This is a genomic window from Nonomuraea sp. NPDC049419 (assembly GCF_040676995.1).
Taxonomy (GTDB): Bacteria; Actinomycetota; Actinomycetes; order Streptosporangiales; family Streptosporangiaceae; genus Nonomuraea; species Nonomuraea salmonea.
Genome location: NZ_JBFAQB010000003.1, coordinates 321,812 through 344,669, shown reverse-complemented (window position 1 = coordinate 344,669; position 22,858 = coordinate 321,812). Strand labels below are relative to the sequence as shown.

General features: G+C 71.5%; 21 protein-coding genes. 15 read left to right on the top strand and 6 right to left on the bottom strand.

Annotation, left to right across the window (positions count from 1 at the left end; translation table 11 throughout):
* The first annotated feature begins 82 nt into the window (after positions 1 to 82).
* On the top strand, positions 83 to 481 hold the full coding sequence (locus AB0K12_RS11625) for a hypothetical protein (RefSeq protein WP_364558583.1): 399 nt from the start codon (positions 83 to 85) through the stop codon (positions 479 to 481).
* A gap of 47 nt (positions 482 to 528) precedes the next feature.
* Here the strand turns inward: AB0K12_RS11625 and AB0K12_RS11620 are convergent, their stop codons facing one another.
* The 4 genes from AB0K12_RS11620 to AB0K12_RS11605 all read right to left on the bottom strand — a co-directional run bounded on the left by AB0K12_RS11620 (position 529) and on the right by AB0K12_RS11605 (position 5,121).
* Positions 529 to 3,456 carry a M36 family metallopeptidase gene (locus AB0K12_RS11620; protein ID WP_364558580.1) on the bottom strand — a complete coding sequence of 976 codons (2,928 nt, stop codon included), beginning with the start codon at positions 3,454 to 3,456 and terminating at the stop codon, positions 529 to 531.
* Positions 3,457 to 3,678: 222 nt separating this feature from the next.
* Positions 3,679 to 4,191, bottom strand: a complete 513-nt coding sequence (locus AB0K12_RS11615; protein WP_364558577.1) for an NAD(P)H-dependent oxidoreductase — start codon at positions 4,189 to 4,191, stop codon at positions 3,679 to 3,681.
* The gene (locus AB0K12_RS11610) at positions 4,188 to 4,334 is read right to left on the bottom strand and encodes a hypothetical protein (RefSeq protein ID WP_364558574.1); all 147 of its coding nucleotides are present in this window, start codon (positions 4,332 to 4,334) and stop codon (positions 4,188 to 4,190) included. The genes AB0K12_RS11615 and AB0K12_RS11610 overlap by 4 nt, the downstream gene beginning before the upstream one ends.
* The gene (locus AB0K12_RS11605; protein WP_364558571.1) at positions 4,327 to 5,121 is read right to left on the bottom strand and encodes an ABC transporter ATP-binding protein; all 795 of its coding nucleotides are present in this window, start codon (positions 5,119 to 5,121) and stop codon (positions 4,327 to 4,329) included. Before AB0K12_RS11605 ends, AB0K12_RS11610 begins: the two co-directional genes overlap by 8 nt.
* A 120-nt stretch (positions 5,122 to 5,241) precedes the next feature.
* Between AB0K12_RS11605 and AB0K12_RS11600 the strand changes: the two genes are divergently transcribed.
* The 8 genes from AB0K12_RS11600 to AB0K12_RS11565 all read left to right on the top strand — a co-directional run bounded on the left by AB0K12_RS11600 (position 5,242) and on the right by AB0K12_RS11565 (position 12,462).
* Positions 5,242 to 5,574: a putative quinol monooxygenase gene (locus tag AB0K12_RS11600; protein ID WP_364558568.1), complete on the top strand. Its 333-nt coding sequence runs from the start codon at positions 5,242 to 5,244 to the stop codon at positions 5,572 to 5,574.
* 200 nt (positions 5,575 to 5,774) lie between these two features.
* Entirely contained in the window at positions 5,775 to 6,962 is a 1,188-nt protein-coding gene (locus tag AB0K12_RS11595; RefSeq protein WP_364558564.1) for an ROK family protein, read from the top strand.
* A 38-nt stretch (positions 6,963 to 7,000) separates the two neighbouring features.
* On the top strand, positions 7,001 to 7,810 hold the full coding sequence (locus tag AB0K12_RS11590; protein ID WP_364558561.1) for an ABC transporter permease: 810 nt from the start codon (positions 7,001 to 7,003) through the stop codon (positions 7,808 to 7,810).
* Positions 7,807 to 8,586: an ABC transporter ATP-binding protein gene (locus tag AB0K12_RS11585; protein WP_364558559.1), complete on the top strand. Its 780-nt coding sequence runs from the start codon at positions 7,807 to 7,809 to the stop codon at positions 8,584 to 8,586. The genes AB0K12_RS11590 and AB0K12_RS11585 overlap by 4 nt, the downstream gene beginning before the upstream one ends.
* Positions 8,587 to 8,647: 61 nt before the next feature.
* The gene (locus tag AB0K12_RS11580; protein WP_364369156.1) at positions 8,648 to 9,616 is read left to right on the top strand and encodes an aliphatic sulfonate ABC transporter substrate-binding protein; all 969 of its coding nucleotides are present in this window, start codon (positions 8,648 to 8,650) and stop codon (positions 9,614 to 9,616) included.
* Complete coding sequence (locus tag AB0K12_RS11575; protein ID WP_364558555.1) at positions 9,613 to 11,106, top strand: sulfatase-like hydrolase/transferase; 1,494 nt, start codon at positions 9,613 to 9,615, stop codon at positions 11,104 to 11,106. Before AB0K12_RS11580 ends, AB0K12_RS11575 begins: the two co-directional genes overlap by 4 nt.
* A 105-nt stretch (positions 11,107 to 11,211) precedes the next feature.
* A complete protein-coding gene (locus AB0K12_RS11570) occupies positions 11,212 to 12,162 on the top strand; it encodes a hypothetical protein (protein WP_364558552.1) in 951 nt (316 codons plus the stop codon).
* A gap of 6 nt (positions 12,163 to 12,168) precedes the next feature.
* Positions 12,169 to 12,462 (top strand): hypothetical protein, encoded by a 294-nt coding sequence (locus AB0K12_RS11565; protein WP_364558549.1) that lies wholly within the window; start codon positions 12,169 to 12,171, stop codon positions 12,460 to 12,462.
* Positions 12,463 to 12,572: 110 nt separating this feature from the next.
* Here the strand turns inward: AB0K12_RS11565 and AB0K12_RS11560 are convergent, their stop codons facing one another.
* Together AB0K12_RS11560 and AB0K12_RS11555 are read right to left on the bottom strand one after the other, a co-directional pair.
* Entirely contained in the window at positions 12,573 to 13,439 is an 867-nt protein-coding gene (locus AB0K12_RS11560; RefSeq protein WP_364558546.1) for a fumarylacetoacetate hydrolase family protein, read from the bottom strand.
* 568 nt (positions 13,440 to 14,007) lie between these two features.
* Positions 14,008 to 15,216, bottom strand: a complete 1,209-nt coding sequence (locus AB0K12_RS11555; RefSeq protein WP_364558544.1) for an Ig-like domain-containing protein — start codon at positions 15,214 to 15,216, stop codon at positions 14,008 to 14,010.
* Between the two features lie 164 nt (positions 15,217 to 15,380).
* On the opposite strand from AB0K12_RS11555, the gene AB0K12_RS11550 reads away from it, so the two are divergent.
* The 6 genes from AB0K12_RS11550 (at position 15,381) to AB0K12_RS11525 (ending at position 22,855) form a co-directional block, all read left to right on the top strand.
* On the top strand, positions 15,381 to 16,028 hold the full coding sequence (locus tag AB0K12_RS11550; RefSeq protein WP_364558541.1) for a hypothetical protein: 648 nt from the start codon (positions 15,381 to 15,383) through the stop codon (positions 16,026 to 16,028).
* 93 nt (positions 16,029 to 16,121) lie between these two features.
* On the top strand, positions 16,122 to 17,636 hold the full coding sequence (locus AB0K12_RS11545; protein ID WP_364558538.1) for a cytochrome b N-terminal domain-containing protein: 1,515 nt from the start codon (positions 16,122 to 16,124) through the stop codon (positions 17,634 to 17,636).
* Positions 17,637 to 17,945: 309 nt separating this feature from the next.
* The gene (locus AB0K12_RS11540) at positions 17,946 to 18,836 is read left to right on the top strand and encodes a polysaccharide deacetylase family protein (RefSeq protein WP_364558535.1); all 891 of its coding nucleotides are present in this window, start codon (positions 17,946 to 17,948) and stop codon (positions 18,834 to 18,836) included.
* Positions 18,837 to 18,914: 78 nt separating this feature from the next.
* The gene (locus AB0K12_RS11535; RefSeq protein WP_364558532.1) at positions 18,915 to 19,586 is read left to right on the top strand and encodes a hypothetical protein; all 672 of its coding nucleotides are present in this window, start codon (positions 18,915 to 18,917) and stop codon (positions 19,584 to 19,586) included.
* Positions 19,587 to 19,932: 346 nt separating this feature from the next.
* Complete coding sequence (locus tag AB0K12_RS11530; RefSeq protein ID WP_364558529.1) at positions 19,933 to 21,375, top strand: PepSY domain-containing protein; 1,443 nt, start codon at positions 19,933 to 19,935, stop codon at positions 21,373 to 21,375.
* A 76-nt stretch (positions 21,376 to 21,451) separates the two neighbouring features.
* Entirely contained in the window at positions 21,452 to 22,855 is a 1,404-nt protein-coding gene (locus tag AB0K12_RS11525; RefSeq protein ID WP_364558527.1) for an alpha/beta fold hydrolase, read from the top strand.
* Positions 22,856 to 22,858: the final 3 nt, after the last annotated feature.

The following is a 22,858-nucleotide window of genomic DNA, read 5'->3' as shown; positions in this document are numbered from 1 at the left end:
CGCAGTTGTTGCGGTGCGTCCTCCGTAATGTCCCTCTTGCCGGAAACACCCCGGCAGCACCGACCAGGGGGAGGAACCCGAAATGCGTAAGACCTTTGCGATCGCCGCGCTCGCCGGTTCGATGGCCGTCACCGGCCTCGCGATGAGCGCGCCGGCCCAGGCCGCCACTCAGACCGCGCACTCGACCGGGACGTCCTGGGGCAAGTTCTTCTCCAGCGACCACAAGGCGTACACGTTCGGCAAGACCTGGAAGTCGCACGGCAAGGTCTACACGAAGTGGTACGGCGTGGACAGGCGCGGCGGCAAGAAGGGCTGGGTCTGGTTCGAGGTCTACCAGAACGGTCACTGGACGAAGTTCAACAAGGCGTGGGACGGCAAGGTCGTCGGCACGTGGAGCGGCCGGGGCATCAAGAAGGTCTACACCTTCACCTGCTGGGCCGGGAAGTTCGACAACTGCGGCAAGAAGTACCGCATCTACTAGAAGGTAGAGGCCCGCGGCCCGGCTTCCGGGCCGCGGGCCTTTTCCCGTCAGTGCGAGAACGCCTGCAGCTCGGCCGCCCTGACCTGGTCCCGCTGCGGGCTGGCCGTGGCGCAGTCCGTCGCGGAGTTCGGGTCGTTGTCCTGCTCACCGGCGTACAGCGGGTTTCCGGTGCACTGGGTGGTGAGGGCGCGCAGCATCAGGTGCGTCGCGCTGGTGTCGCGCACGTCGAACGACTTGATCAGCATGTTCGCGCCGCGCGGGCGTGGCAGCGAGGCGTCGAAGGCGTTCTTCTGGCTGGTGTACATCTTCTTGAAGCTCGCCGGGTCGGCGCAGTTCCTGCTGCACGCCAGCACCTCGAAGGAGCGCAGGCTGGAGAAGCGGTTCTGCGCGCCAGGGTCGGCCGGGTCGCCGACGTTCGGCCGCAGCATGGCGCTGACCTGCACCCGGCTGATCTTGACCGGCTTGTCGCCTGCCAGGTCCACCACCACCGACTTGCCGGCCGGCGCGCCGGTGAGCGAGGCCCAGTTCGTGGCCTCGGTCTCGTCGATGAGCTTGTCCTGGTTGACGCCGTCGCCGCCGGCCGTCGCGCCGCTCGCCGCCGACGCGTGGTTGCGCGGCAGGACCAGCGGGAGCGGCAGCTCGACGCCGGGCACGACCGCGTACGTCAGCCGCCGGTGACCGAAGCCGGGGCCCGCGACGACGAAGCCGTACACGCCGGGCGTCATCGTGACCGTGTCGCCGAGCTCGGTCGCCGGGTCGGTGTCGGCCACCGGGACCGCGCGGGCCTCGTAGTCGCCCACGTACAGCCGCAGCACCGCGCCCTTCGCCTCGCCGAGCGGCTTGAGCTTCAGCGAGCCGTTCTCGCCCCTCGGGTCGACGAAGCTCGGCGTCGGGTCGGCGTCGCCCGCGCCGCGGCTGGACGCGCCCTCGCCCAGGCCGTGCTCGGCGAACGCGCGCCACATGATGTCCTGGTTCTTGCCGCCGAACCGGATCGCGTCGGCCGCGAGCAGCGCGTCACGGTGGTCGACGTAGCTGACCGCGCCCGAGGCCATCAGCAGCAGCGCGTCGAACGACAGCTGCGCCCAGCGCCGGTTGCCCGGGCACTTCTCGACCGGCGTCTTACCGTCGGCGCACGCCTGCTGCTGCTTGGCCGTGCCCGCGCCGTACCGCTTGACGAAGGCCGCCCGCACGTCGAACTGCGTCGCCGACCAGATCTCGCCGTCCGCGTGCGCCTGCGCCCCGACGATGTCGTACGCCACGTCGCTGTAGTTGAGCGGCGACTTCGACATGTCGTAGTTGCGGATGCCGCGTTCCTTGTCGCCGGTCACGTAGCCGCCCGTGACGTACGGGGTGCGGCCGGCGGGGCGGAAGCCGTACTCGTTGAGGTACTCCATGGAGAACAGGTCGGACGTGCTCTCGTTCATGGCTCCGGCCTGGGCGCCGCTCCAGCCGGAGTTCGGGCCGGCGATCATGCGGCCGGAGATGGCGTGCGTGTACTCGTGGGCGATGACCGACATGTCGTAGTCGCCGTCCACGCACGGCGAGTAGAACGAGCCGGCGATCGGCTGCCACAGGTACATGTTGGTGATCGGCGCCACCCCGTCGGGGCCGGTGATCTGGTTGGCGTTGTCCCGTACGGACAGCACCCGCGCGCCCGCCTGCGCGTTGCCCTGCTCGGGGTCGCCGCCGAGCCCGCCGCGACCGCCGTTGTCCGCCTGCATGTTCCAGGCCGTCTCGGTGAAGCCGAGGCGGTAGGACCAGTCGTGCATGCGGTTGTGCGCGACGTGCAGGTTGGAGATGGCCGCTTCGAGGTCGGCCTCGCCTGGCTGGTCGAACACGGCCGGGTCGCACTTGGCCTTGTGCCAGGTGTTCTTCCACGGGTAGCGGTAGTCCCTGGTCGGTGTGAGCACGTTGGTGCGGGTGCCGACGGAGAACGGGTCGCCGCTGGCGCGCTTCTCGTACGTCCTGGCCGCGTTGCCGACGCTGGTGTTCGTGGGCTCGTTCGTGAGGTGGTCGACGTCCCACGGCTTGCCGGCCGCCGGGTCGCCGCCGATCACCCGGTCACAGCCGGGGCCGGGCGCGGCGCACCACTTCTGGCGGGTGTCCTTGGAGGAGTAGTCGTCACGCGGGTTCGACGGGAAGACCGACCACTCCGGGTTTCCCGGGTCGGCGTGGTGGTCGGCGTGGTGGTCGGCGTGGTGGTCGACGAGGTTCTCGCGGGTGAGGATCGCGCCGGTGACCGCGTCCACGTGCGTCGTGTACGCCGCCTCCGCGCCCTGCGCGCCGCCGATCAGCACCACCTGGTACGCGCTGTGCACCTCGCCGGGCGCGGGCACCGCCACCTCCGTGGCCTGCTTGGTGACGGCCGTGGCGAGGTCGATGCCGCCGTCCTCGGCCGCGATCTCCATGGCCCGCTGCGCGGTGATCGCGGCGGCCGGCGGCGTGCCCGTCTCGCGCGACAGCGACGACGTGACGTGCCTGACCTGGCCGTCCGTCACGCCGATCGCGACCAGCCCGTCCACCCCGGCGGGCAGGTCGCCGAAGCGTTGGCGCAGCAGCACCGCGTGCCCGGGACCGATGGGGTTGACCGCGACCGTCTCCAGCGCGTCGATCGAGGCGGCGGACAGGCCGAAGAGCTGCTCGCCGGCCTTGAGGTAGTCGCGCGCCGCCTTCTCCGGGTCGCCGCCGAGTCCCTCCGCCAGCGGCTGCGCGCTGGTGATGGTGGCAGGGGTGCCGAGAGCGTTCCAGCGGACCTCGGCGGCGGACCCCGCGACGCGCCGCTCCGCCGACGCCGGGGGCGGCACCCGGCCCTGGCGGTTGTCCACGTCGGGTTTGCCGTGGAGCTCCGCCTGGAAGTCGTGGATCTCCGGAGCCTGCGCGGCGGGTTCGCCCCGTGCCGCTCCGGTGAGGGGAAGGGTCGCCGCGGTCATCGCGACGACGACGAGTGAGCTGCGTAACCAGGACCTGGTCGACACGTTTCCCTCCTGCGTGCCTGAGGATGCGCAGCGTCGCGCATCTCGGCAAGAGGAAATCACCGGCCAAGAACCCTGACAAGATCTTGTAAAGGCGCAAATATCAGCGTATAAGCGGGAAATAAAGGCCGGCCCAGCAACCCGCGCGCCACCAGGACGGGCCGGACGACGCCGTCCAGTGGGCCCGTCAAGTGGGCCCGTCAAGTGGAGCGGTCACATGGGCGTTCAGAGGGTGGCGTTGATCTGCGGGGCGACGCGTTCCGACCAGATGGTGAGCACCTCGTCCAGCCGGGGCAGGTCCGCCTCGACGACGGCGAGGCCCGGCGTGGGGACGGTCGCGCCCAGCTCCACCAGCAGCGGCCGCAGGTGCACCTCGACCGCGAGCGCGTGCCGGGCGTCGCCCATGACCAGCAGCGGCAGCGCCGCCTTACCGGCCAGCGCCTGCGGCGGCAGCCGGTCCAGGAACGCCTTGAGCAGCCCGGTGTAGGTGCCCTTGTAGGTGGGGCTGGCCACGACCAGCACGCTCGCCTCGGCGACCAGCTCAAGCGCGACCTCCACGCCGGTGGAGACGCCGGGGCTGAGCAGGTGCGGGCCGAGCGCCGACAGGTCGATCACCTCGTACGAGTCCGCCGCCCCCAGCCGGTCGAGTCGTTGCCCGACGGCCTTGGCGGCCTCGACGGCCACGGTCAGCGTCCTGGACCCGGAGCGCGGGTTGCCCACCAGGGCGACGACGCTCATCGGCCCACCACCGCCGCGATCACCCGGAGCCGGCCGCCGGGCACCCGTCGTTCGCTCACCCACTCCTCCTCAGCCTCGTCGTCGGGCAGGTCGTACCAGTGGACGTCGCCCTCCAGCCCGTCCAGCCGTGCCGTGTCAGCCATGCGCGGCCGCCACCTTTCGTTCCCTGGCCGCCGCGACCTCGCCGCGCAGCAGGCTCCATACGTGCCGCCGGCTCCGCGCCGCCGGCCGGCCCGGCGGGAGGACTCCCGGCGGGCCCGCGTCCACGATCTCCTTGACCCGGCCGGGCGCCGCCGTCATCACCGCGACCCGCCGCCCCAGCCGGACGGCCTCGCCGAGGTCATGGGTGATGAACAGCACGGTCTTGCCGGTCTCCCGCCAGACGCGGACGAGCTCGTCGCCCAGCCTGGCCCTGCCCGGCGCGTCCAGCCCGGCGAACGGCTCGTCCAGCAGCAACACGCCCGGGTCGAAGGCGAGGCTGCGGGCGAGCGCGACGAGCTGCCGGTCGGCGGGCGACAGCTCGTACGGATACTTGTCGGCGGCTCCGTCCAGCCCCACGAGCGCGAGCAGCTCGCGTGTCCGCCGGTCGCGCTCCCTCCTGGACGCCACGCCGGCCTCCAGCCCGAACGCCACGTTGGCCCGCGCGCTGCGCCACGGGAACAACGCGTGCTGCTGCACGACCACGCCCCGCTCCAGCGCCGGCCCCGTGACGGACGCGCCGCCGATGAGCACCTGCCCGCGGGCCGGCCGGACGAGCCCGGCGACCAGCGCGAACATGCTGGACTTGCCGCATCCGCTCGGGCCGACGATCGTGAGCAGCTCGCCTCCCGGCACGTCGAGGTCGACGTCCGACAGCACCGTGACCGGGGCGGCGGGATCGCCGACCTCCAGCGTCACGTTCCTGAGGCTGAGGTGTGGAGCCTGACTCATGCGTACGAAGCTACGAGGCACCGCCCACAAAGTCAACATTTCCTACATGAGATGAAGACAATAGTCCCTCGATATCGTCGAGCCGTAACGCCGCCTGACGATTCACATCGAGGGGTTTCGATGATCTTCATCACCGCGAAGTTCCGCGTCCTGCCCGAGCACGCCGACGACTGGCCGGCCATCACCCGCGACTTCACCGCCGCCACTCGCGCCGAGCCCGGCTGCCTGTGGTTCGACTGGTCGCGCAGCCTCGACGACCCGAACGAGTACGTGCTGGTGGAGGCCTTCAGGGACGACGAGGCGGGCGCCGCCCACGTCCAGTCGGATCACTTCAAGCAGGCCCAGCAGACCCTCCCGCCGCACCTGGCGGAGACGCCCCGCATCGTCAACACCACCATCGCCCAGGACGACTGGTCCGAACTAGGCGAAATGGCCGTCAAGCACTCCGCCTGACCCACCTCCCCGGGCCGCCCACCCGGCGGCCCGGGGCCACGGCGATAGGGGGCGCGCGCCGGCGGCCGTTACGCGAACGTTACGAGCGCGCCGGAACCACTTGCAGGCACGTCATCGCAGGTCACAGTAGACATCGCGGCACGGGCGCGTTTTTTTCCGGGTTATTGACGAAAAACCACGGACCTCGGCAGACTCTCCGCATGGCACCACCCCGTGGCCCCCTTTCGCAACTCCGGCGCGGGCACGAAGAGCTCGTGCTCGGCCTGTTGCGCAAGCACGGCCCCCTGAGCCGGGGCGAGCTGGGCAAGCGTTGCGGCCTGTCCAGGACGACCCTCTACGACATCCTCGCCGAGCTGGTGGCGAGCGGCGCCGTGGTCACCGCGTCCGCGCAGGAGACCCCGCGCGGCCGGGGCAGGCCGGCCGAGACGCTGACCCTCAACCCCGACGCCGGCCAGGCCATCGGCATCGACTTCGCCAGGCGCGGCCTGCACGTCGCGGCCGTCAACCTGGCGCACGAGATCGTCGGCTCGGCCAGCGAGCCGCACGACGCCGACCTGCCGTGGGAGCAGCGGGTCGAGCTGGCCGAACGGCTCGTCGGCTCCCTCACCGGCACCGGCTCGGGCGCGCTGCGGCTGGGCGCGCTGGACGCGATCGGCGTCGGCGTCGTCGGCGCCCAAGTCGAAGGCCCCACCACGGACCCCGGCGAGACCCCGCCGCACCCCGTGCAAGTGCTGCTGCGGGAGCGGTTCGGCGTGCCGGTGCTGCTCGACAACAACACCAGGCTGGCCGCGCTCGGCGAGGCGATCTGGGGGGCGGCGGCAGGCGGGCAGGACGTGCTGTATCTGCGGCTGTCGCACGGCGTCGGCGGCGGGCTGGTGGTCGGCGGATCGCTGCACCGGGGCGCGTACGGGCTGTCGGGCGAGTTCGGCCACATCACGGTCGATCCGGGCGGCGCGCGCTGCGACTGCGGCGGCACCGGCTGCCTGGAGACCGTCGCCTCCATCAGGGCCGTGCTGGACGCCTACCGCGCCACCGGCGGGAGGGCCGCCGACGTGCCCGAGCTGGTCAAGGCGGTCAGGGCGGGCGAGCGGAGCGCGCTGGACGTGCTGGATCGGGTGGGCGGCAGGATCGGCGAGGTGCTGGCCGCCGTCTGCAATGCGATCGGCCCCAGCGTCATCGTGGTCGGCGGCGAGCTGGTCGAGACCGGCCAGGCGCTGGTCGAGCCGATCGAGCGCACGCTGCACGACCATGTCATGCCGGTCTCGCGGCACCGGGTGAGCCTGCGCAGGGCGACGCTCGGCGAGGTCGCGGGCGCGCTCGGCGGCATCGCCCTGATGCTGCACGAATCCCCCTTGCTGTCCCGCTATCCGGCAGGCCCGGATCTCTGAGGACCTCACATCACCATGACGCAATCGAGGCACCACCCATGACCCAGCTCACCGCGACGGGCAAGGCGCAGGCGGCTCCGGCCGCGCGGCGCGGGCCCAGGCGCTCGCGGCGCGCCCTCGTACTCAACCTGGTCGCCGTGGTCGTCGGCCTGCTCGTCTGGACGGCGCTGGCCACCATAGGCGTGCAGGGCCTGCCGAACCCGCTGGAGGTGGCCGGCCGCGCGGCCGAGCTGATCGGCGACGGCACGCTGATGACCGACGCCCTGGCCAGCCTGCGCCGCGTCCTGATCGGCTTCCTGCTCGGCACGCTGCTGGCGATCCCCGTCGGCTTCCTCATGGGCTGGTACGCCACCGCGCGCGGCCTGCTGGAGCCGTACGTGCAGTTCTTCAGGACGATCCCGCCGCTGGCGATCATCCCGCTGGCCATCGTGCTCATGGGCATCGACGAGCGGCCGAAGATCTTCGTCATCTTCCTGGCGGCGTTCCTGTCGAGCGTGGTCTCCACGTTCCAGGGCGTCGTGGACGTGGACAAGACGCTGATCAACGCCGCCCGCGTGCTCGGCGCGTCCGACCGGACGATCTTCCTGCGGGTCGTGGTGCCGGCCTCGACGCCGTTCATCCTGGTCGGGATGCGGGTCGGGCTGGGCGCGGCCTGGGGCACGCTGGTCGCGGCCGAGCTGATCGCCGCGCAGGAGGGCCTGGGCTTCCGGATGCAGCAGGCCCAGCTCTACTACGACCTGTCCACGATCTTCGTGGGCCTGATCACCATCGGCGTGCTCGGCCTGCTGATGGACCGCCTGCTGCTGCTGGCCGAACGCCGCCTCACGAACTGGCAGGAGCGCCGATGAACAACAAGATCTCGTTCAGGGACGTCGTCAAGACGTACCCGATGAAGGACGGCACCTTCACCGCGCTCGACCACGTCTCGCTGGACATCGCCGACCGCGAGTTCGTCACCGTCGTCGGCCCTTCGGGGTGCGGCAAGAGCACGCTGATGAGCATGGCGGCCGGGCTGGTCGAGCCGACCGGCGGCGAGGTGCTGGTGGACGGCCGGCCGGTCGACGGTCCCGGGCCCGAGCGCGGGGTGATCTTCCAGCAGTACGCGCTGTTCCCGTGGCTGACCGTGCGCAAGAACGTCGAGTTCGGGCTGAAGCTCAAGGGGCTGCCGGCCGACGAGCGCAGGCGGCGGGCCGAGCAGGCGATCGAGCTGGTGGGCCTGTCCGACTTCGCCGACGCGCTGCCGAAGGCGCTGTCGGGCGGCATGCGGCAGCGCTGCGCGATCGCCCGCGCGTACGCGGTGGACCCGCAGGTCCTGCTCATGGACGAGCCGTTCGGCGCGCTCGACGCGCTGACCAGGGTGCAGCTGCAGGACCAGCTCCTCGCCACGTGGAGCAGGGAGCAGCGCACGGTCATGTTCATCACCCACGACGTGGACGAGGCCGTCTATCTGGCCAGGCGGGTCATCGTCATGGCCGCGCGGCCCGGCCGCATCCAGCAGATCATCGACGTCGGCCTGCCGTACCCGAGGACCGAGGAGATGCGGCTCTCGCCCGAGTTCGGGCGGATCCGCAACGAGGTCTGGCACGCCGTCTACCACCAGGCGTCCGCCGCCCCCGCAGCCTGAACCCGCCTGAACCCGCCTGAAACCGCCTGGACCCCCAGCACAGAAAGAAGGACCGATGGCCATGCGTTCCCTTCGCCGCGCCCTGACGGCCGCCTCGGCGGTGAGCCTGCTGGCACTCTCCGTGACCGCCTGCTCCGACGACGGCTCCACCGTCAGGTTCGGCTACATCAGCGACTACAACGGCGCCAGCCTGCTCGCCATCGCCGAGAAGCAGGGCCTGTGGGACAAGCAGGGGCTCACCCCCGAGATCAAGGTGTTCACCAACGGACCGCTGCAGATCCAGGCGCTGGGCGCGGGCGACCTCGACTTCGGCTACATCGGCCCCGGCGCGATGTGGCTGCCCGCCACGGGCAAGGCCAAGGTGGTCGCGATCAACACGCTGGCGTACGCCGACCGCGTGATCGGCCGGCCCGGTATCAAGACGATCCAGGACCTCAAGGGCAAGAAGGTCGGCGTGCCGGAGGGCACGTCCGGCGACATGGTGCTCAACCTGGCGCTGCAGAAGGCCGGCATGTCGGTCAAGGACATCGAGAAGGTGCCGATGGACCCGGCCACGGTGGTGTCGGCGTTCGCCTCCGGGCAGATCGACGGGGCCGGCATCTGGTATCCGCTGATCGACAACATCAAGCAGCAGGTGCCGGACATGGTGGAGATCGCCAGTACGAAGGAGTGGCCGGACAGCTCGTTCCCGACCGCGTTCGTCGGCGGCACCGAGGTGGACGAGGCGCTCACCAACAAGGTGATCAAGGTGCTGCAGGAGGCCAACGACTGGCGCGCCGCGCATCCCGAGGAGGCCATCACCGAGTCCGCCGCGCTGCTCAAGCTCGACCCGGCCAAGGTCAAGGCGGACGCGGCGAACGTCCAGACGATGACCACCGAGGACCTGGTGAACAAGACCAAGGACGGCACGGTGGCCAAGTGGCTGAACAGCCTCGGCGACTTCTTCGTCGGCACCGGCCAGCTCAAGTCCAGGCCCGACCCCTCCACGTACTACACCGGCGATCTCTACACGAAGGCCTTCACCAAGTGAACCTGCTGTTCCTGATGACCGACCAGCACCGCGTCGACACCCTGGGCTGCTACGGCAACCCGCACGTCGCCACGCCCAACCTCGACAGGCTGGCCGCGAGCGGCACCCGGTTCGACCGGTTCTACACGCCGACGGCCATCTGCACGCCGGCGCGGGCCAGCCTGCTCACCGGGCAGGCCCCGTTCCGTCACCGGCTGCTGGCGAACTACGAGCGCAACGTCGGTTACCTGGAGGACCTGCGGGAGGACGCCTTCACCTTCCCCGAGGCGCTCAAGGAGCGCGGCTACCAGCTCGGGCTCATCGGCAAGTGGCACGGCGGCACCAGCCGCAACGCCGCCTCCTACGGCTTCGACGGGCCCGACCTGCCCGGCTGGCACAACCCGGTCGACCATCCCGACTACCTCGCCTACCTGGCGGAGCGGGGGCTGCCGCCGTACCGGATCTCGGACCTCGTCCGAGGGACGACGCCGAACGGCAACCAGGGCAACCTGCTGGCCGCGCGGCTGCACCAGCCGGTGGAGGCCACGTTCGAGCACTACCTGGCGACCAGGGCGATCGAGCACATGGAGCGCTACGCCGCCGGCGGCCGGCCGTTCTTCCTCGCCACCCACTTCTTCGGGCCGCACCTGCCGTACCTGCTGCCTGACGAGTACTTCGACATGTACGACCCGAGCCTGGTGGAGCTGCCGCCGTCGATCGCCGAGACGTTCGAGGGCAAGCCGCCGGTGCAGCGCAACTACAGCGCGCACTGGACGTTCGACACGATCCCGATCGAGGTCACCCGCAAGCTGATCGCCGTCTACTGGGGTTACGTGACGCTGATCGACCGGCAGATCGGCCGCATCCTCGACCGCATGGACGAGCTGGGGCTGAGCGACAGCACGTCCGTCTTCTTCACCGCCGACCACGGCGAGTTCACCGGCGCCCACCGCCTGCACGACAAGGGCCCGGCCATGTACGAGGACATCTACCGCATCCCCGGCATCATCCGCGTCCCCGGGCAGCAGCCGCAGGTCAGGGATGAGTTCGTCACGCTGACCGACTGCACGGCGACCATCCTCGACCTGGCCGGCTGCGACACCGGGCCGGCCGTGGACAGCCGCAGCCTGCTCCCGCTCGTCCGCGGCGAGCGCCCGGAGTGGCCCGGCGAGCTGCTGGCCGAGTTCCACGGCCATCACTTCCCGTACCCGCAGCGGATGATCCGCGACGACCGCTACAAGCTGATCGTCAACCCCGAGTCGGTCAACGAGCTGTACGACCTGCACGCCGACCCGCACGAGCTGAGCAACCGCTACACCCACCACGAGGTGGCCCCCGTGCGCCGCCGGCTGATGCGCCGGCTGTACGACCTGCTGCGCGAGCGGGGCGACAACTTCTACCACTGGATGACCCCGATGTACGACATCGGCGCCCTCGACTACGACCCCACGCTCAGCTCCTTCGAGAAGGACGGCGAGAAGGACGGCGAGAAGGAGGACTCCCCCGCCTGACCGGCATCGGCCGGACCGATTCCCGTTCCGGCAAACGCGTGTCGCCCTGCCCGGTTCGTGTGCTTGACTCCCGCCTTGGCACTACCGCACCGATGGGGAGAGTTCATGGGGGAGTTCGTGGGGATCGACCCCCGTGGCGCGCACGAACTGATCCGCCGCATGGAGGCGGGCAAGGCGTACGTCAGCGCGACCCGGCCGGGTCTCGAGACGGCGATCGCCGAGGCGGAGCAGGACTGGGCCGGCCGCCAGGGCACCACGGCCCTGCACCGCGCCTGGGTGTTGTTCCACGATTCCCAGCAGGACCTGCGGTGGCGCATCGACACGATCGAGCAGCTCGTACCGGTGCGGGAGCGCGGCATGCTGACCGCGACGTTCCCTTTCACGGCCGAGCACGAGGCCAGGCAGGCCGCCGAGAGCGCCGCCCGCGCGATCCTCGCCGCCGAGCGGGAGGACGAGCGGGAGGACGAGCGGGAAGGTGAGCGGACGGGTGAGCGGGAGGGTGGGGACGTGGCGGCGGCGGTCGCGGCCGTCGAGGGCGAGGTCCGCGACCCCGCGTACGCGACGGCGCTGCTTTCCGCGCTCGGCATCGAGACGTTCACCCGGCTGCTCGAAGGGCACGGCGGGCCGCTGGCGCAGGCGTACGCGAGCGCGGAGCGCACCGGGCGGCTCGGCGACGCCTGGCACGAGCTGGTGGCGACCGCCCCGGCGGGCGCGCTGACGGCCCTGGTCACGGGCGCCGAGCAGTCGGGCACGGTGCTCAACCGGGTCGCGACCACGCTGCTGAACCGCCCGCAGGACACCGGCTGGAGCCCCGGCGACCTGCTCCGGCCGTACGCCGCCAACCCGCTGGCCTTCCAGCAGCTGCTGGCCGAGCATCCCCGCGAGTCGCGTGTCCTGCTGGGCGCCGCCACCGCCGACCCGGCCGCCGCCCAGGCGCTCGCGACCGCGCTGCACGAGGCGCTCAAGCCCGGCGTCGGAGCCGACGGGCTGCGCGAGCGCGCCTGGGCCACCGTCATCGGCACCCCGGGCGGCCGGACCGCCGCCGAGGGCGGCTGACCCGCGATGGCGACGAAGCACCAGCTCCTCCGCGAGGCTGCCGACAAGGAGTCGCTGGCCGCCGCGTTCATGCGGTACGCCAGGGGGCTCGCGGGCGCGTTCGACGGCATCCCGGCGCGTCCTGGCGACTGCGAGTCGTACTGGACGGGGCCGGCCGCGCAGCGGTACCTGAGCCAGGTGGTCAGGCTCAGGCGCGAGGTGGCCGACCTGGAGGACTCCTGCCTGGCCACCGCCGACAACCTGCGCCGCCGGGCGGCGAGCCTGCGCGCCGCCGCCGCGGCCATCGTCGCCGACCCCTGAGCCGGCTGTTCGGCGCAGGCCGCGGCAAGGGCCACGCAGCGGCCCCCCGGCAGCGGTCCCCCCGCAGCGGTCCCCTGGCAGCGGTCCCCCGGCACCGGCCCGGCGAAGCGTCAGCGCATCGCGTCCAGGCCGCGCACCACGCCGGTGGTGAGCGTGCCGATCTCGGAGATGCCGATCGTGACGGTGTCGCCGTCCTGGAGCGTGAACGGCAGGTCGGGCACCAGGCACGTGCCGGTCGCCAGCACGGCGCCGTCGGGGAAGGCGTCGGCGCGGTAGAGGTAGCCGGCGAGGTCGTCGAGCCGCCGGTTGAGCTGGGAGGTGCTGGCCTTGCCGTCCCAGACGGTCTCGCCGCCCCTGACGATGGTGAGCGCGATGTCCAGCGTGTACGGGTCCGCGACCTCCCAGGCGGGCCTGATGCCGGGGCCGACCGCGCAGGCGCCGAGGTAGATCTTGGCCTGCGGCAGGTAGAGCGGGTTGACCCCTTCGATGGTGCGGGAGCTGACGTCGTCGACGACCGTGTAGCCGACGATCTCGCCGCCCGCGTTCAGCACGAGACCCAGCTCAGGCTCCGGCACGTCGATCCCGGAGTCCTCGCGGACGGAGATGCGGCCGCCGTCGCCCGAGACCTTCCACGCCACCGACTTGAAGAACAGCTCGGGCCGCTCGGCGTCGTAGACCAGCTCGTACACGTCGGCGGCGCGCTCGCTCTCCAGCACCCTGGCCTCGCGGGAGCGCCGGTAGGTGACGCCCGCGGCCCACACCTCCATGCGGCCGTCCACGGGCGGGAGCAGGGCGACGGAGCCGGAGGGGTGGCGGGGGCCGTCGGCGGACGCGCACCGCTCCGTGAGTTCATCGGAGGACAGTCGGAGCAGCTCGCCGACGGTGGTGACCCCGGCCAGCTCCACCACCTGCTCGCCGTCGTCGATTCCTACTGCGGCGGCGCTGGTCAGTGGGCTGGTGAACCGTACGATCTGCATGCCTGCTCCTAGCTCCGTCAAACGAGTCATCCGATGAATGGTCGCCTATGAGATCAACTTAATAGTTCGACGGGTCGATCGGGAGGGGGCATCTGCTCATATCACCTCGAAGTCGGCCATCATCGCCATGTCCTCGTGCTCCGAGGTGGGGCATGCAGCATGCACGTGCGCGCGGTGCCCGTCGAAGCGGGCCGGCACGTGCACGGGACGAGGGAAGTCGCCGGTCAGCCGCCAGACGTGAGCAGGTCGATGGTCAAGTGGGCGTCCGCGACCGGCCCAGCTGGTCGTCTTCGCGTACGAGTCGGGCCTGGTGGTCCCCAGAAGATCAGAACGTCACCAGGAACTCGTAGCAGTTGAGCAGCCAGACGAGCAGCCACAGCGCGAGGGTCGGGAGCCGGATCAGCCCCCGGCCGGTTCCGTCTTCAGGCACCCGATACCAGCTCCCGTGAACGGGACGGCGTTCCTGTTGTGCCCTCATGGTAATTCGCCGCTCTGTGCGAAAGCGGTAGAGGCCGACAAAGGATTCCTGATTGTGTCCTTTACTGAAACACGTACTGAAAACCGCGGCCTATCCGTTCACCGGTTTGCCGAGCGCGCTGCCCGCCAGCCAGTCCTCCCACGACTTGGCCCACGGCGTCGGCCCGTTGCCGAACTGGAGTTTCCTGGACGTGCCCGTCACCTCGATGATGTCGCCGCGCTGGGTGAAGTCGTAGAACCAGCGGGCGTTGGCGGGGCTGGCGTTCACGCAGCCGTGGCTGACGTTCGAGCTGCCCTGCGCGCCGGTGGACCAGGGGGCGGCGTGGAAGAAAGTGCCGCTGTACGTCATGCGCACGTTCCACTTGGTCTTGATGCGATATTCGCCGGGCTCGCCGATCGTGGCGGAATCCATGACGATGTCGGCCGCCTTCTCCTGCGCGATCATGACGCCGGAATAACTGTCGTCGCCCGGCCGCCCGAGGCTGACCGGAATGGTCTTGACGACCTTCCCGTTCTCGCGGACGACCGCCTTGTGGGTCTTCCCGCTGACCTTGGTGATGTGCTCCGGCCCGACGGTGAACGTCAGGCTGCGGTCCTTGGTGCCCCACAGCCCGGAGCCGGCGCGCAGCCCGGCTAGGTGCGCGACGACGGTCACCTTCTGCCCGACCGGCCAGTACTCCCGCGGCCTGAACTGCACCTCGCGGTCGCTCACCCAGCTCCACGCGCCCTCGACCGGCTTGGACATGCGCACGACCAGCGACCGCTCGATCGCCGCCCTGGCCTTCTGCGAGGTGATCGGCTGCGAGAGCAGGAGCTGCACGGGCATGCCCACGCCGACCTTCTCGCCGTCGAGCGGCGCCATGCCGCTCTCCAGCACCCGTTTCGGCTTGAGCGTGGTGAACGTCGAGGTGCCGCCGACCTGCTTGCCGTCGGTGCCGGTGGCCTGGGCGCTGACCGTGTACGTGGTCGAGGGCCGCAGCGGCCAGGCCGGCCGCCAGGTGCCGTCGTCACCCATGGCGCCCTTGACGGCGCGGCCCTTGGCGTCGGCCACGGCCACCTTCGTCACCTTGCCGGCGCTCACCTTGACCGCGATGCCGGTGTCGGGGGCGACCTTCTTCGTGCCGTCGGCGGGGGTGATCGCCAGCTTGGCCACGGGGCCCTGCTGCTGGGGTCCGCTCTGCGGGCCGCTGCGCGGGCCGGGGCCGCCGCCGGACGACGTACAGCCTGCGAGGGTGAGCAGCGCCGCCATGGCGGCGGCGGTGAGTGATGGGGCGAGGGTCGCGGTCCGGCCGTTCCGCATCGTCGATGCCTCCCGTGCCTGACATAAGGCAAATATCCACATTAGACCGTTTACGGAGATCAGGCGGACTCCTGCCCGGATTGGGCCCGGACATGCGGCCACGGCGCGCGCGGCGCGAGTGAATGATCTTGATCTGGCGATCCGCCGGGCACAATCATGGGCCGGTGGATTACTACCTGATCTCCTCGACCGCGGGCGATCGCACGCCCGCAGGGCTCCTGGTGGAGGAGTTCGTCCTGTGTGAGGACTACACGGCGGCCGGAATCGACGGCGCCGAGTGGAGACCGGAGAACGGGGCCTGGTCCTCCTCCGCCGAGCTGAGCCGCGCCATCCGCGCCGACCGCGCGCTGCGCGGCCGGGTGATGCCGGTCAGCAGGCAGGAGGCGTACGACGCCTTCGCCCGCATGGGCGGCGGCGCGCTGCCGGAGGAGGCCGGGCTGCGCACGCTCTTCCAGGAGCGCCGCACGCTGCCCACCACCGCCCCGCTCAACCTCGGCGGCTCCAGAGCGCGCCGCTACCGCATCCTGTTCGCCGGCGAGCTGGGCGCCGACGGCCTGGAGAACGCGCGTACGGCGCTGCGGCTTGAGCCGACCGGCGACCCGCGCGTGGTCGGCGCCGCCTCGGCCGACGCGGGCGGCCACGGCTTCACCTGGGAGCTGCGCCGGATCGGCGCGGGCATCGCCTGGTGCGTGGACGTCACCGCGCGCCTCGGCTCGGGCCCGGTGACCGCGCTCGGCGCGCTGCTCCACCACCACCGCCAGGCGGTGCGCGAGCAGGGCCTCATCCCCGTCACCGTCGAACGCTTCGCCTGAGAGAACGACATTCGCCGGCCGGTGAGTGTCACATTCGCGGCCCCTGCTCCGTCTTGTCCATAAGGGTCCGGACAAGACGCATGCGGAGTGGCGATGAAGGGCAGCTCACTGGCCGGGGCGCTGGACGACCGGCTCGGCGGGGCCGGGTTTCTGAAGAAGGCGATGCGGAAGGTCTTCCCCGACCACTGGACGTTCCTGCTGGGCGAGATCGCGTTATACGCCTTCGTGGTCATCCTGCTCACCGGCGTCTTCCTGACGTTCTTCTTCAAGCCGTCCATGCAGGAGGTCGTCTACGACGGCAGCTACGTGCCGCTGCACGGCGTCACGATGAGCGAGGCGTACGCGTCGTCACTGGAGATCACCTTCGAGGTGCGCGGCGGCCTGCTGATGCGGCAGATGCACCACTGGGCCACGCTCATCTTCCTCGGCGCCATCGTCATCCACCTGCTGCGCAACTTCTTCACCGGCGCCTTCCGCAAGCCGCGCGACCTCAACTGGCTGATCGGCGTGACGCTGTTCGCCCTGGTGCTGATCAACGGGCTGTTCGGCTACTCGCTGCCGGACGACCTGCTGTCCGGGGCCGGGCTGCGCATCCTGCACGGGGTGATCATCTCGGTGCCGCTGGTGGGGACGTACCTGGCGATGTTCCTGTTCGGCGGGGAGTTCCCCGGCGAGGACATCATCGCCCGCCTCTTCAGCCTGCACGTGCTGCTGATCCCCGCGCTGCTGCTCGTGCTGCTCCCGCTGCACGCGGTGGTGCTGACGTGGCGGCAGACGCACACCCAGTTCCGCGCCAAGGGGCTGCGCAACGATCAGGTGCGCGGCGCGCCGTTCTTCCCCGCGTTCCTGGCGAAGACGACAGTGTTCTTCCTGTGGGTGACCGGGGTGATCACGCTGCTCGCCACGATGTTCCAGATCAACCCCATCTGGCTGTACGGGCCTTACCTGCCCAGCACGGTCAGCGCCGGCTCCCAGCCCGACTGGTACATGGGCTTCCTGGAGGGCGCGCTGCGGATCATGCCGCCGTGGGAGTTCACCGTCTTCGGCTCCACGGTGACGATGAGCGTGCTGATCCCGGCGCTCGGCGCGCCCGGCCTGCTGTTCACCGCGCTGGCGCTCTATCCGTTCGCCGAGCGGTGGGTCACCCGTGACCGTGCCGTGCACCACCTGCTCGACCGGCCGCGCGACGTGCCCGTGCGGACGGCGCTCGGGGTCGCGGGCATCGTCTACTACGGCGTGCTGTGGCTGGCCGGCGGCAACGACCTGATCGCCTCGACCTTCCACATCTCGCTCAACGCGACCACCTGGATCTTCCGCGTCGCCATCGTCGCCGGGCCCGTGCTGGGGTACGTCGTCACCCACCGGATCTGCCTGGGCCTGCAGCTACGCGACCGGCACACCCTCGCGCACGGGGTGGAGACCGGGGTGATCGTACGCGGGCCCGACGGCGGCTTCACCGAGATCGAGCGCCCGGTGACCGAGGAGGAGCAGGCCGTCCTGGAACCCGGCTCCCCACCCGCGCTACCGCCCGCCGCACCGGACGGCGACGTGCCGCCGCCGGCCGGTGAACGCGTCCGCCGCGCACTCCAGCGCTCCTGGCTCAACTGACCCCCCGCCCCGGCCTCCCCGGGGCGGCCCTCCGCGGGGACCACGGCCGGCGCCGCCGTGGTGATCAGGGCGACGACGGATCGTCGGATCGCGGGCATGCCAGGGCTCCCCTCCCGACCCCGATGGGTCGAGAGAGAAGACCAGCGCCGGCCACCTGTCGAGCCCGCACCTGCTCCGGCCGGGTCGCCGCCCTCATCCGCGGGCGGTCTTCGCGCGAACCATGAGTGGACGGCGGGAGTCCAACCCGTTGGAACGGTCCCGCGCTCATGGGGGGACGCACCGGGGGCGGTGCGCGAAGGGGGATACGGCATGAAGATCGGCGCGCTACGGGCGACGGCGGGGGCACTCACCTTGACCGCTCTGCTGACGACTTCGCTGACGACGGCCTGCACCACGGACAGGAGCGTCGATTCCGGCCCGGCGTCACCCGGATCCGCGGTCCCGGGCCACGCCGGCACGGCGTCGCCCGCATCCGAGGTCCCGGCGTCCGTCACCACGACGTCCGGCCTTTCCGCCGGCACGGCCACGGCGTCCCGCGTGGCCGGTTCACCCGCCTCGGTGGTGAGGGTGGTGAGGGTGTCGGCCAGGGCCAGACCGGTGGACTGCCGGCGGGCGAAGTGCGTGGCGCTGACCTTCGACGACGGGCCGGGGGCGTACACGGACGCGCTGCTGCGGCACCTGGCCGCGTACCGGGCCAAGGCGACGTTCTTCGTCGTCGGGCAGAACGTGGCGGCGAACCCGGGGATCGTGCGCAGGACGTACGCGGCGGGGCACGAGATCGGCAGTCACACCTGGTCGCACCCCGACCTGACGAAGCTGCCGGCCGCCGGGGTGCGGGCGCAGCTCGCGCGTACGGACCGGGTGGTGAAGGCGGCCATCGGGGTGGTGCCCAGGCTCGTCCGGCCGCCGTACGGGGCGGTCAACGCGGCGGTCAGCCGGCTGACCGGGCGGCCGATGGTGTTGTGGAGCGTGGACACCCTGGACTGGCGGCACCGCGACAGCGCCAAGGTGGCCCGCAAGGCCGTCAGGTCCGTACGCCCGGGGAGCGTCATCCTCTTCCACGACATCCACCCGTCGACGGTGCGGGCGATGCCCCGCATCCTGAAGGCCCTGTCCAAGCGCGGCTACCGCTTCGTCACGGTCACCCGCCTCTTCGGCGGGCACCCGCCCAACACCGTCTACAGCGCCGGGCTGACCTGACGACGCGAAAGTTCGTCGCATCCGCCTGAACCGAGGCCGGGCGACCGCCGTATCTCGTCATGTGAGCGGTGATCGCGCATGAACCCCGGCAAGAGAGGATGCGGCATCGGCAGCAGGGACACCGCGCAGGCCGGGGGGACCGGCCTGCGCGGGCTGCGTACGACGGTGTTCGCGGTCGTCTGCGTGCTCACCGCCCTCGCCATGCACGTCCTGGCCGGAGGTCCGGTAGCGGGATTCGGCACGGTGCTGGCCGCAACGGTGATCACCGGCGCCGGGGCCTTCCTCCTCACCCGCCGCCGCCGCTCCCGCCGCACCTTGCTGGCCGCCTCCTTCACCGCCCAGTACGGCATGCACCAGCTCTTCACCACCACCCCCCACGCCGTACAAGATCTCCTCACCACCACCCCACCCGCCCTCCACGCGCACGCCACGGACGCCTCCGCGCTCGTCGCCCACCACGGGGGCGGCCTCAGTGCGAGTGTCGGGATGCTGCTGGCCCACGTGGTGGTGGCGGTGCTGTCGGCGTGGTGGCTGGACCGGGGCGAGACGACCCTGGCCACGATCCTCCACCTCCTGGCCACCTCTCTCCGCGGCCTCTGGGCCCTCCTGACCACCTGGGACCCCGCGCCCCCGGTCCCCGCCCGCCGCCCGGCCCTCCTCGCCACAGCTCCCCTCGGCCCCCTCACACCCCAGGCCCTGGCCTGGACGCTGTGCCGCCGAGGGCCACCCCGCCCTGACGCGTCGTCGTGACGCAAGCGTTCTGAGCACCGCGCGGCGTGCTCACCACACCACCTGGTGACCGCGCCACCTGGTGAGCGCGCTGGTGCGCAAGGTGCCATGTGCGACGCGTGATCGCCACGTGATCGGCACCCCAGTGCGGTTCGCAGCACCTTCAGGCCATGGCGATCGTGAGGCGCCAGGTCACGTCCACGAACACACACGACCGCGGGTGTCCCCTGCCTCCCCGCATCTCGCCGGTGCCGTGCTCGCCTCGCGCACCAGGCCGATCGTCACACGGCCTCCACGCTGTGGCCGCCTCGCGCCCCCGGCGTGCCGTCGCCGTACCCACGAAAGCGCCCCCGGAAGGGAGCCCCCCATGACATCGATCGAGACTCGTCCCACACCGACCGGAGCAGGGCCCGAGCCGGCGCGGCCGGTCGCGTCGCAGCGCTACCGGGCCGTCTGGCGGTGGCACTTCTACGCCGGGATCTTCGTTGCGCCCGTGCTGCTCGTCCTGGCCGTCACCGGGTCGATCTACCTGTTCAAGGAGCCGTTCGAGGAATGGCGTCAGCACGACGTGCGCACGCTCAGCGAGCCCGTCACCCAAGCCCGGCCGCTGTCGGAGCAGATCGCGGCGGCTCAGCGGGCGCATCCCGGCGCGCCGGTCATGTCCGTCATCCCGCCCATGTCACCCGACCGCAGCACCCGCGTCATCCTCCAGGGCACCGAGACGGGGCCCTTCGCCGAGGGCGTCTCCGTCTACGTGCATCCGGCCACGGCGGCGGTGCTGGGCGAGGTGGACGACGGCAGGACGTTCATGCGCGTCGTCCGTACGATCCACGGCGAGCTGATGGCCGGCACCGTCGGCGACCGGGCCGTGGAGACCGCCGCCTGCTGGTCGCTGATCCTCGTCGCGACCGGCACGTACCTGTGGTGGAGCACCCGCCGCAGGAAGCCAGGCCCGCGCAGACCCAGGAGGGGCCGGGGCAGGCTGCGCAAGGTTCACACGTGGGCGGGGGTCGGCGGGGGCGCGGTGGTCGTGTTCCTCGTCCTGTCCGGGCTGCCGTGGTCGGGCGTGTGGGGTGACGGCCTGCAAAGGCTGCAGGACCGTACGGGCTCCACGTACCCCAGCGCCGAGGACTACCCGCACACCTCGGGCGACCTGTCCGCCAACCCGGACGCCAAGGTCCCGTGGGCGGCGGAACGGCTGCCCGTCCCGCCGTCCGAGGACGGGCACGCCGGCCACGGCACCACCCACGGCGTGCTGCGAGACGGCGCCCTGCCCCTCGAGGCCGCCCTGGCGGCGGCACGGCCCGCGATCAGGTCGTGCCCGCCGGACGAGTGCGACCTGAAGATCCTGCTGCCGGACGATCCGAAGGGCGTCTACACGGTGGTGACGGACCCGCGCCGCGACCCGTCCGACGCCCAGACGCTGCACGTGGACCAGTACAGCGGGCGGGTCCTGGTGTCGTACGGCTGGAACGAGTACGGCGTCATCGCCAAGGCCGTCGAGCAGGGGGTCGCCCTGCACGAGGGCCGCCGCTACGGCACCGCCAACCTGCTGCTCATGCTGGGCGCCTGCCTGACGCTCGTCACGCTGATCGTCACCGGCGCCTGGATGTGGTGGAAGCGCCGCCCCCGTGGCCGCCTGGGCGCACCGGCCCGGCCCACCGACCGCAGGACGGCGTACGGGCTGATCGCCGTGATGGCCGTGCTCGGGCTGCTGTTCCCGCTGGCGGGGATCACGATGGCGGCGGTCCTGCTCCTCGACTGGCTGGTCCTGCGCCGGATCAGGCCCCTCGCCCGCCTCTTCGGCTGACGGTAGTGCTCGCACTACTGGTGGGACGGGTCGTGCCGCGATCGAAACCCGCGTCCGCGGCGGTCATCGTGAAGGCATGAACGTACTGGTGATCGGCGCCCTGCTCGGCGCACTGACGACCACTCCGGCGGGCGAGCCGAGCTGGGGACCCTGCGACGGCGAGGAGCGGCCGAGCGATCTGCGGTGTTCGTCCGTCGAGGTGCCGCTGGACTGGGACGCCCCGCGCGGCCGGACGATCACGCTGAAGGTGGCCAGGCTGCCCGCCACCGGGCGGCGGGTGGGCACGGTGTTCAGCGTCCCCGGCGGCCCTGGCGGGTCGGGGATCGACGACCTCACCTATTACCGGGGCAGCTTCGCCGCCTTGCGCGAACGGTTCGACGTGGTGAGCTTCGAGCCGCGCAACGCCACCACGTACGGCCGCCTGCCCCAGCGCTGCTTCGCCACCGGCCCGTGGCTGGCCAAGCCGGACACGCCGGACGCGTACGCGCGGCAGGCCGCACGGGTGCGGGCGAGCGCGCAGGAGTGCAGGCGGGTCGATCCGGTGTTCTTCGACCACCTCGACTCGGCGTCGGTGGCGCGCGACATCGAGGCGGTGAGGGCGGCGCTCGGCGAGGAGCGGCTGAGCTTCCTCGCCACCTCGTACGGCGGCGTCCCCGCCATCGCCTACGCCCGCCTGTTCCCGGCAAGGGTCCGGGCCATGTACCTGGACGGCGCGGTCAACCAGCTCCGCGACGCGGCGTCGGAGGCAAGGGACCGGTCCGGCACGTACGAGTCCCAGTTCCTGCGCTTCCTGGCCTGGTGCGAAAAGGCCAGAGACGTGTGCGGGGACGGCATGGGGGCGCGCTGGCGCAAGCTGGTGGCCGCCGCGGACCGCCGGCCGCTGCCGGTCGAGGGTGAGCGCGTGACGTACAGCGGGTTCGATCTTCAGGTGGCCGCGATGCCGCACCTGGTCGGTCCTGGACCGGCGCCGGAGTACCCGCGCTGGCGGCAGCTCGCCCAGGCGATCAGGCAGGCGGAGGGCGGGGACGCGGGCGGGTTCGCGGCGTACGTGCGGGCGGGCGTCGGCAGCCTGAAGCCGCCATCGTTCGTCGGCATGAACGCCACCCAGTGCCCCGACGGCCTGCGCTTCGCCGGCTACGCCGAGTACCGGAGTGTGCGGGCGATCGGCGCGCGGACGCACCTCGCCGGGGCCGAACTGTGGCACCGCCTCGGGTGCGCGGGCTGGCCCACGCCGGTGACGAACCCGGCGCGGGCCCTGCCCGAAGGGCTGCCGCCGTTCCTCGGCGCGGGCACGTGGACCGACTACGCGGACACGGCCGACCTCGTACGGCGGGTGCCCGGCTCGGGGACCGTCCGCTTCGACGGCCCCGGGCACGGGCTCTACCTGACGGGGGACGCGTGCACGATCGCGTACGCGAACGCCTACCTGACGGACCTGCGCCTGCCCCCGCCCGGCACCACCTGCCGCCCCGCCCCCTGACCG

Coding starts and splice junctions, on each gene's coding strand:
- AB0K12_RS11605 (WP_364558571.1), bottom strand. CDS start 5,121: ATGAGTCAGGCTCCACACCTCAGCCTCAGGAACGTGACGCTGGAGGTC.
- AB0K12_RS11555 (WP_364558544.1), bottom strand. CDS start 15,216: ATGCGGAACGGCCGGACCGCGACCCTCGCCCCATCACTCACCGCCGCC.
- AB0K12_RS11565 (WP_364558549.1), top strand. CDS start 12,169: ATGGCGACGAAGCACCAGCTCCTCCGCGAGGCTGCCGACAAGGAGTCG.
- AB0K12_RS11590 (WP_364558561.1), top strand. CDS start 7,001: ATGACCCAGCTCACCGCGACGGGCAAGGCGCAGGCGGCTCCGGCCGCG.
- AB0K12_RS11610 (WP_364558574.1), bottom strand. CDS start 4,334: ATGGCTGACACGGCACGGCTGGACGGGCTGGAGGGCGACGTCCACTGG.
- AB0K12_RS11600 (WP_364558568.1), top strand. CDS start 5,242: ATGATCTTCATCACCGCGAAGTTCCGCGTCCTGCCCGAGCACGCCGAC.
- AB0K12_RS11595 (WP_364558564.1), top strand. CDS start 5,775: ATGGCACCACCCCGTGGCCCCCTTTCGCAACTCCGGCGCGGGCACGAA.
- AB0K12_RS11580 (WP_364369156.1), top strand. CDS start 8,648: ATGCGTTCCCTTCGCCGCGCCCTGACGGCCGCCTCGGCGGTGAGCCTG.
- AB0K12_RS11560 (WP_364558546.1), bottom strand. CDS start 13,439: ATGCAGATCGTACGGTTCACCAGCCCACTGACCAGCGCCGCCGCAGTA.
- AB0K12_RS11530 (WP_364558529.1), top strand. CDS start 19,933: ATGACATCGATCGAGACTCGTCCCACACCGACCGGAGCAGGGCCCGAG.
- AB0K12_RS11545 (WP_364558538.1), top strand. CDS start 16,122: ATGAAGGGCAGCTCACTGGCCGGGGCGCTGGACGACCGGCTCGGCGGG.
- AB0K12_RS11535 (WP_364558532.1), top strand. CDS start 18,915: ATGAACCCCGGCAAGAGAGGATGCGGCATCGGCAGCAGGGACACCGCG.
- AB0K12_RS11570 (WP_364558552.1), top strand. CDS start 11,212: ATGGGGGAGTTCGTGGGGATCGACCCCCGTGGCGCGCACGAACTGATC.
- AB0K12_RS11625 (WP_364558583.1), top strand. CDS start 83: ATGCGTAAGACCTTTGCGATCGCCGCGCTCGCCGGTTCGATGGCCGTC.
- AB0K12_RS11540 (WP_364558535.1), top strand. CDS start 17,946: ATGAAGATCGGCGCGCTACGGGCGACGGCGGGGGCACTCACCTTGACC.
- AB0K12_RS11525 (WP_364558527.1), top strand. CDS start 21,452: ATGAACGTACTGGTGATCGGCGCCCTGCTCGGCGCACTGACGACCACT.
- AB0K12_RS11615 (WP_364558577.1), bottom strand. CDS start 4,191: ATGAGCGTCGTCGCCCTGGTGGGCAACCCGCGCTCCGGGTCCAGGACG.
- AB0K12_RS11585 (WP_364558559.1), top strand. CDS start 7,807: ATGAACAACAAGATCTCGTTCAGGGACGTCGTCAAGACGTACCCGATG.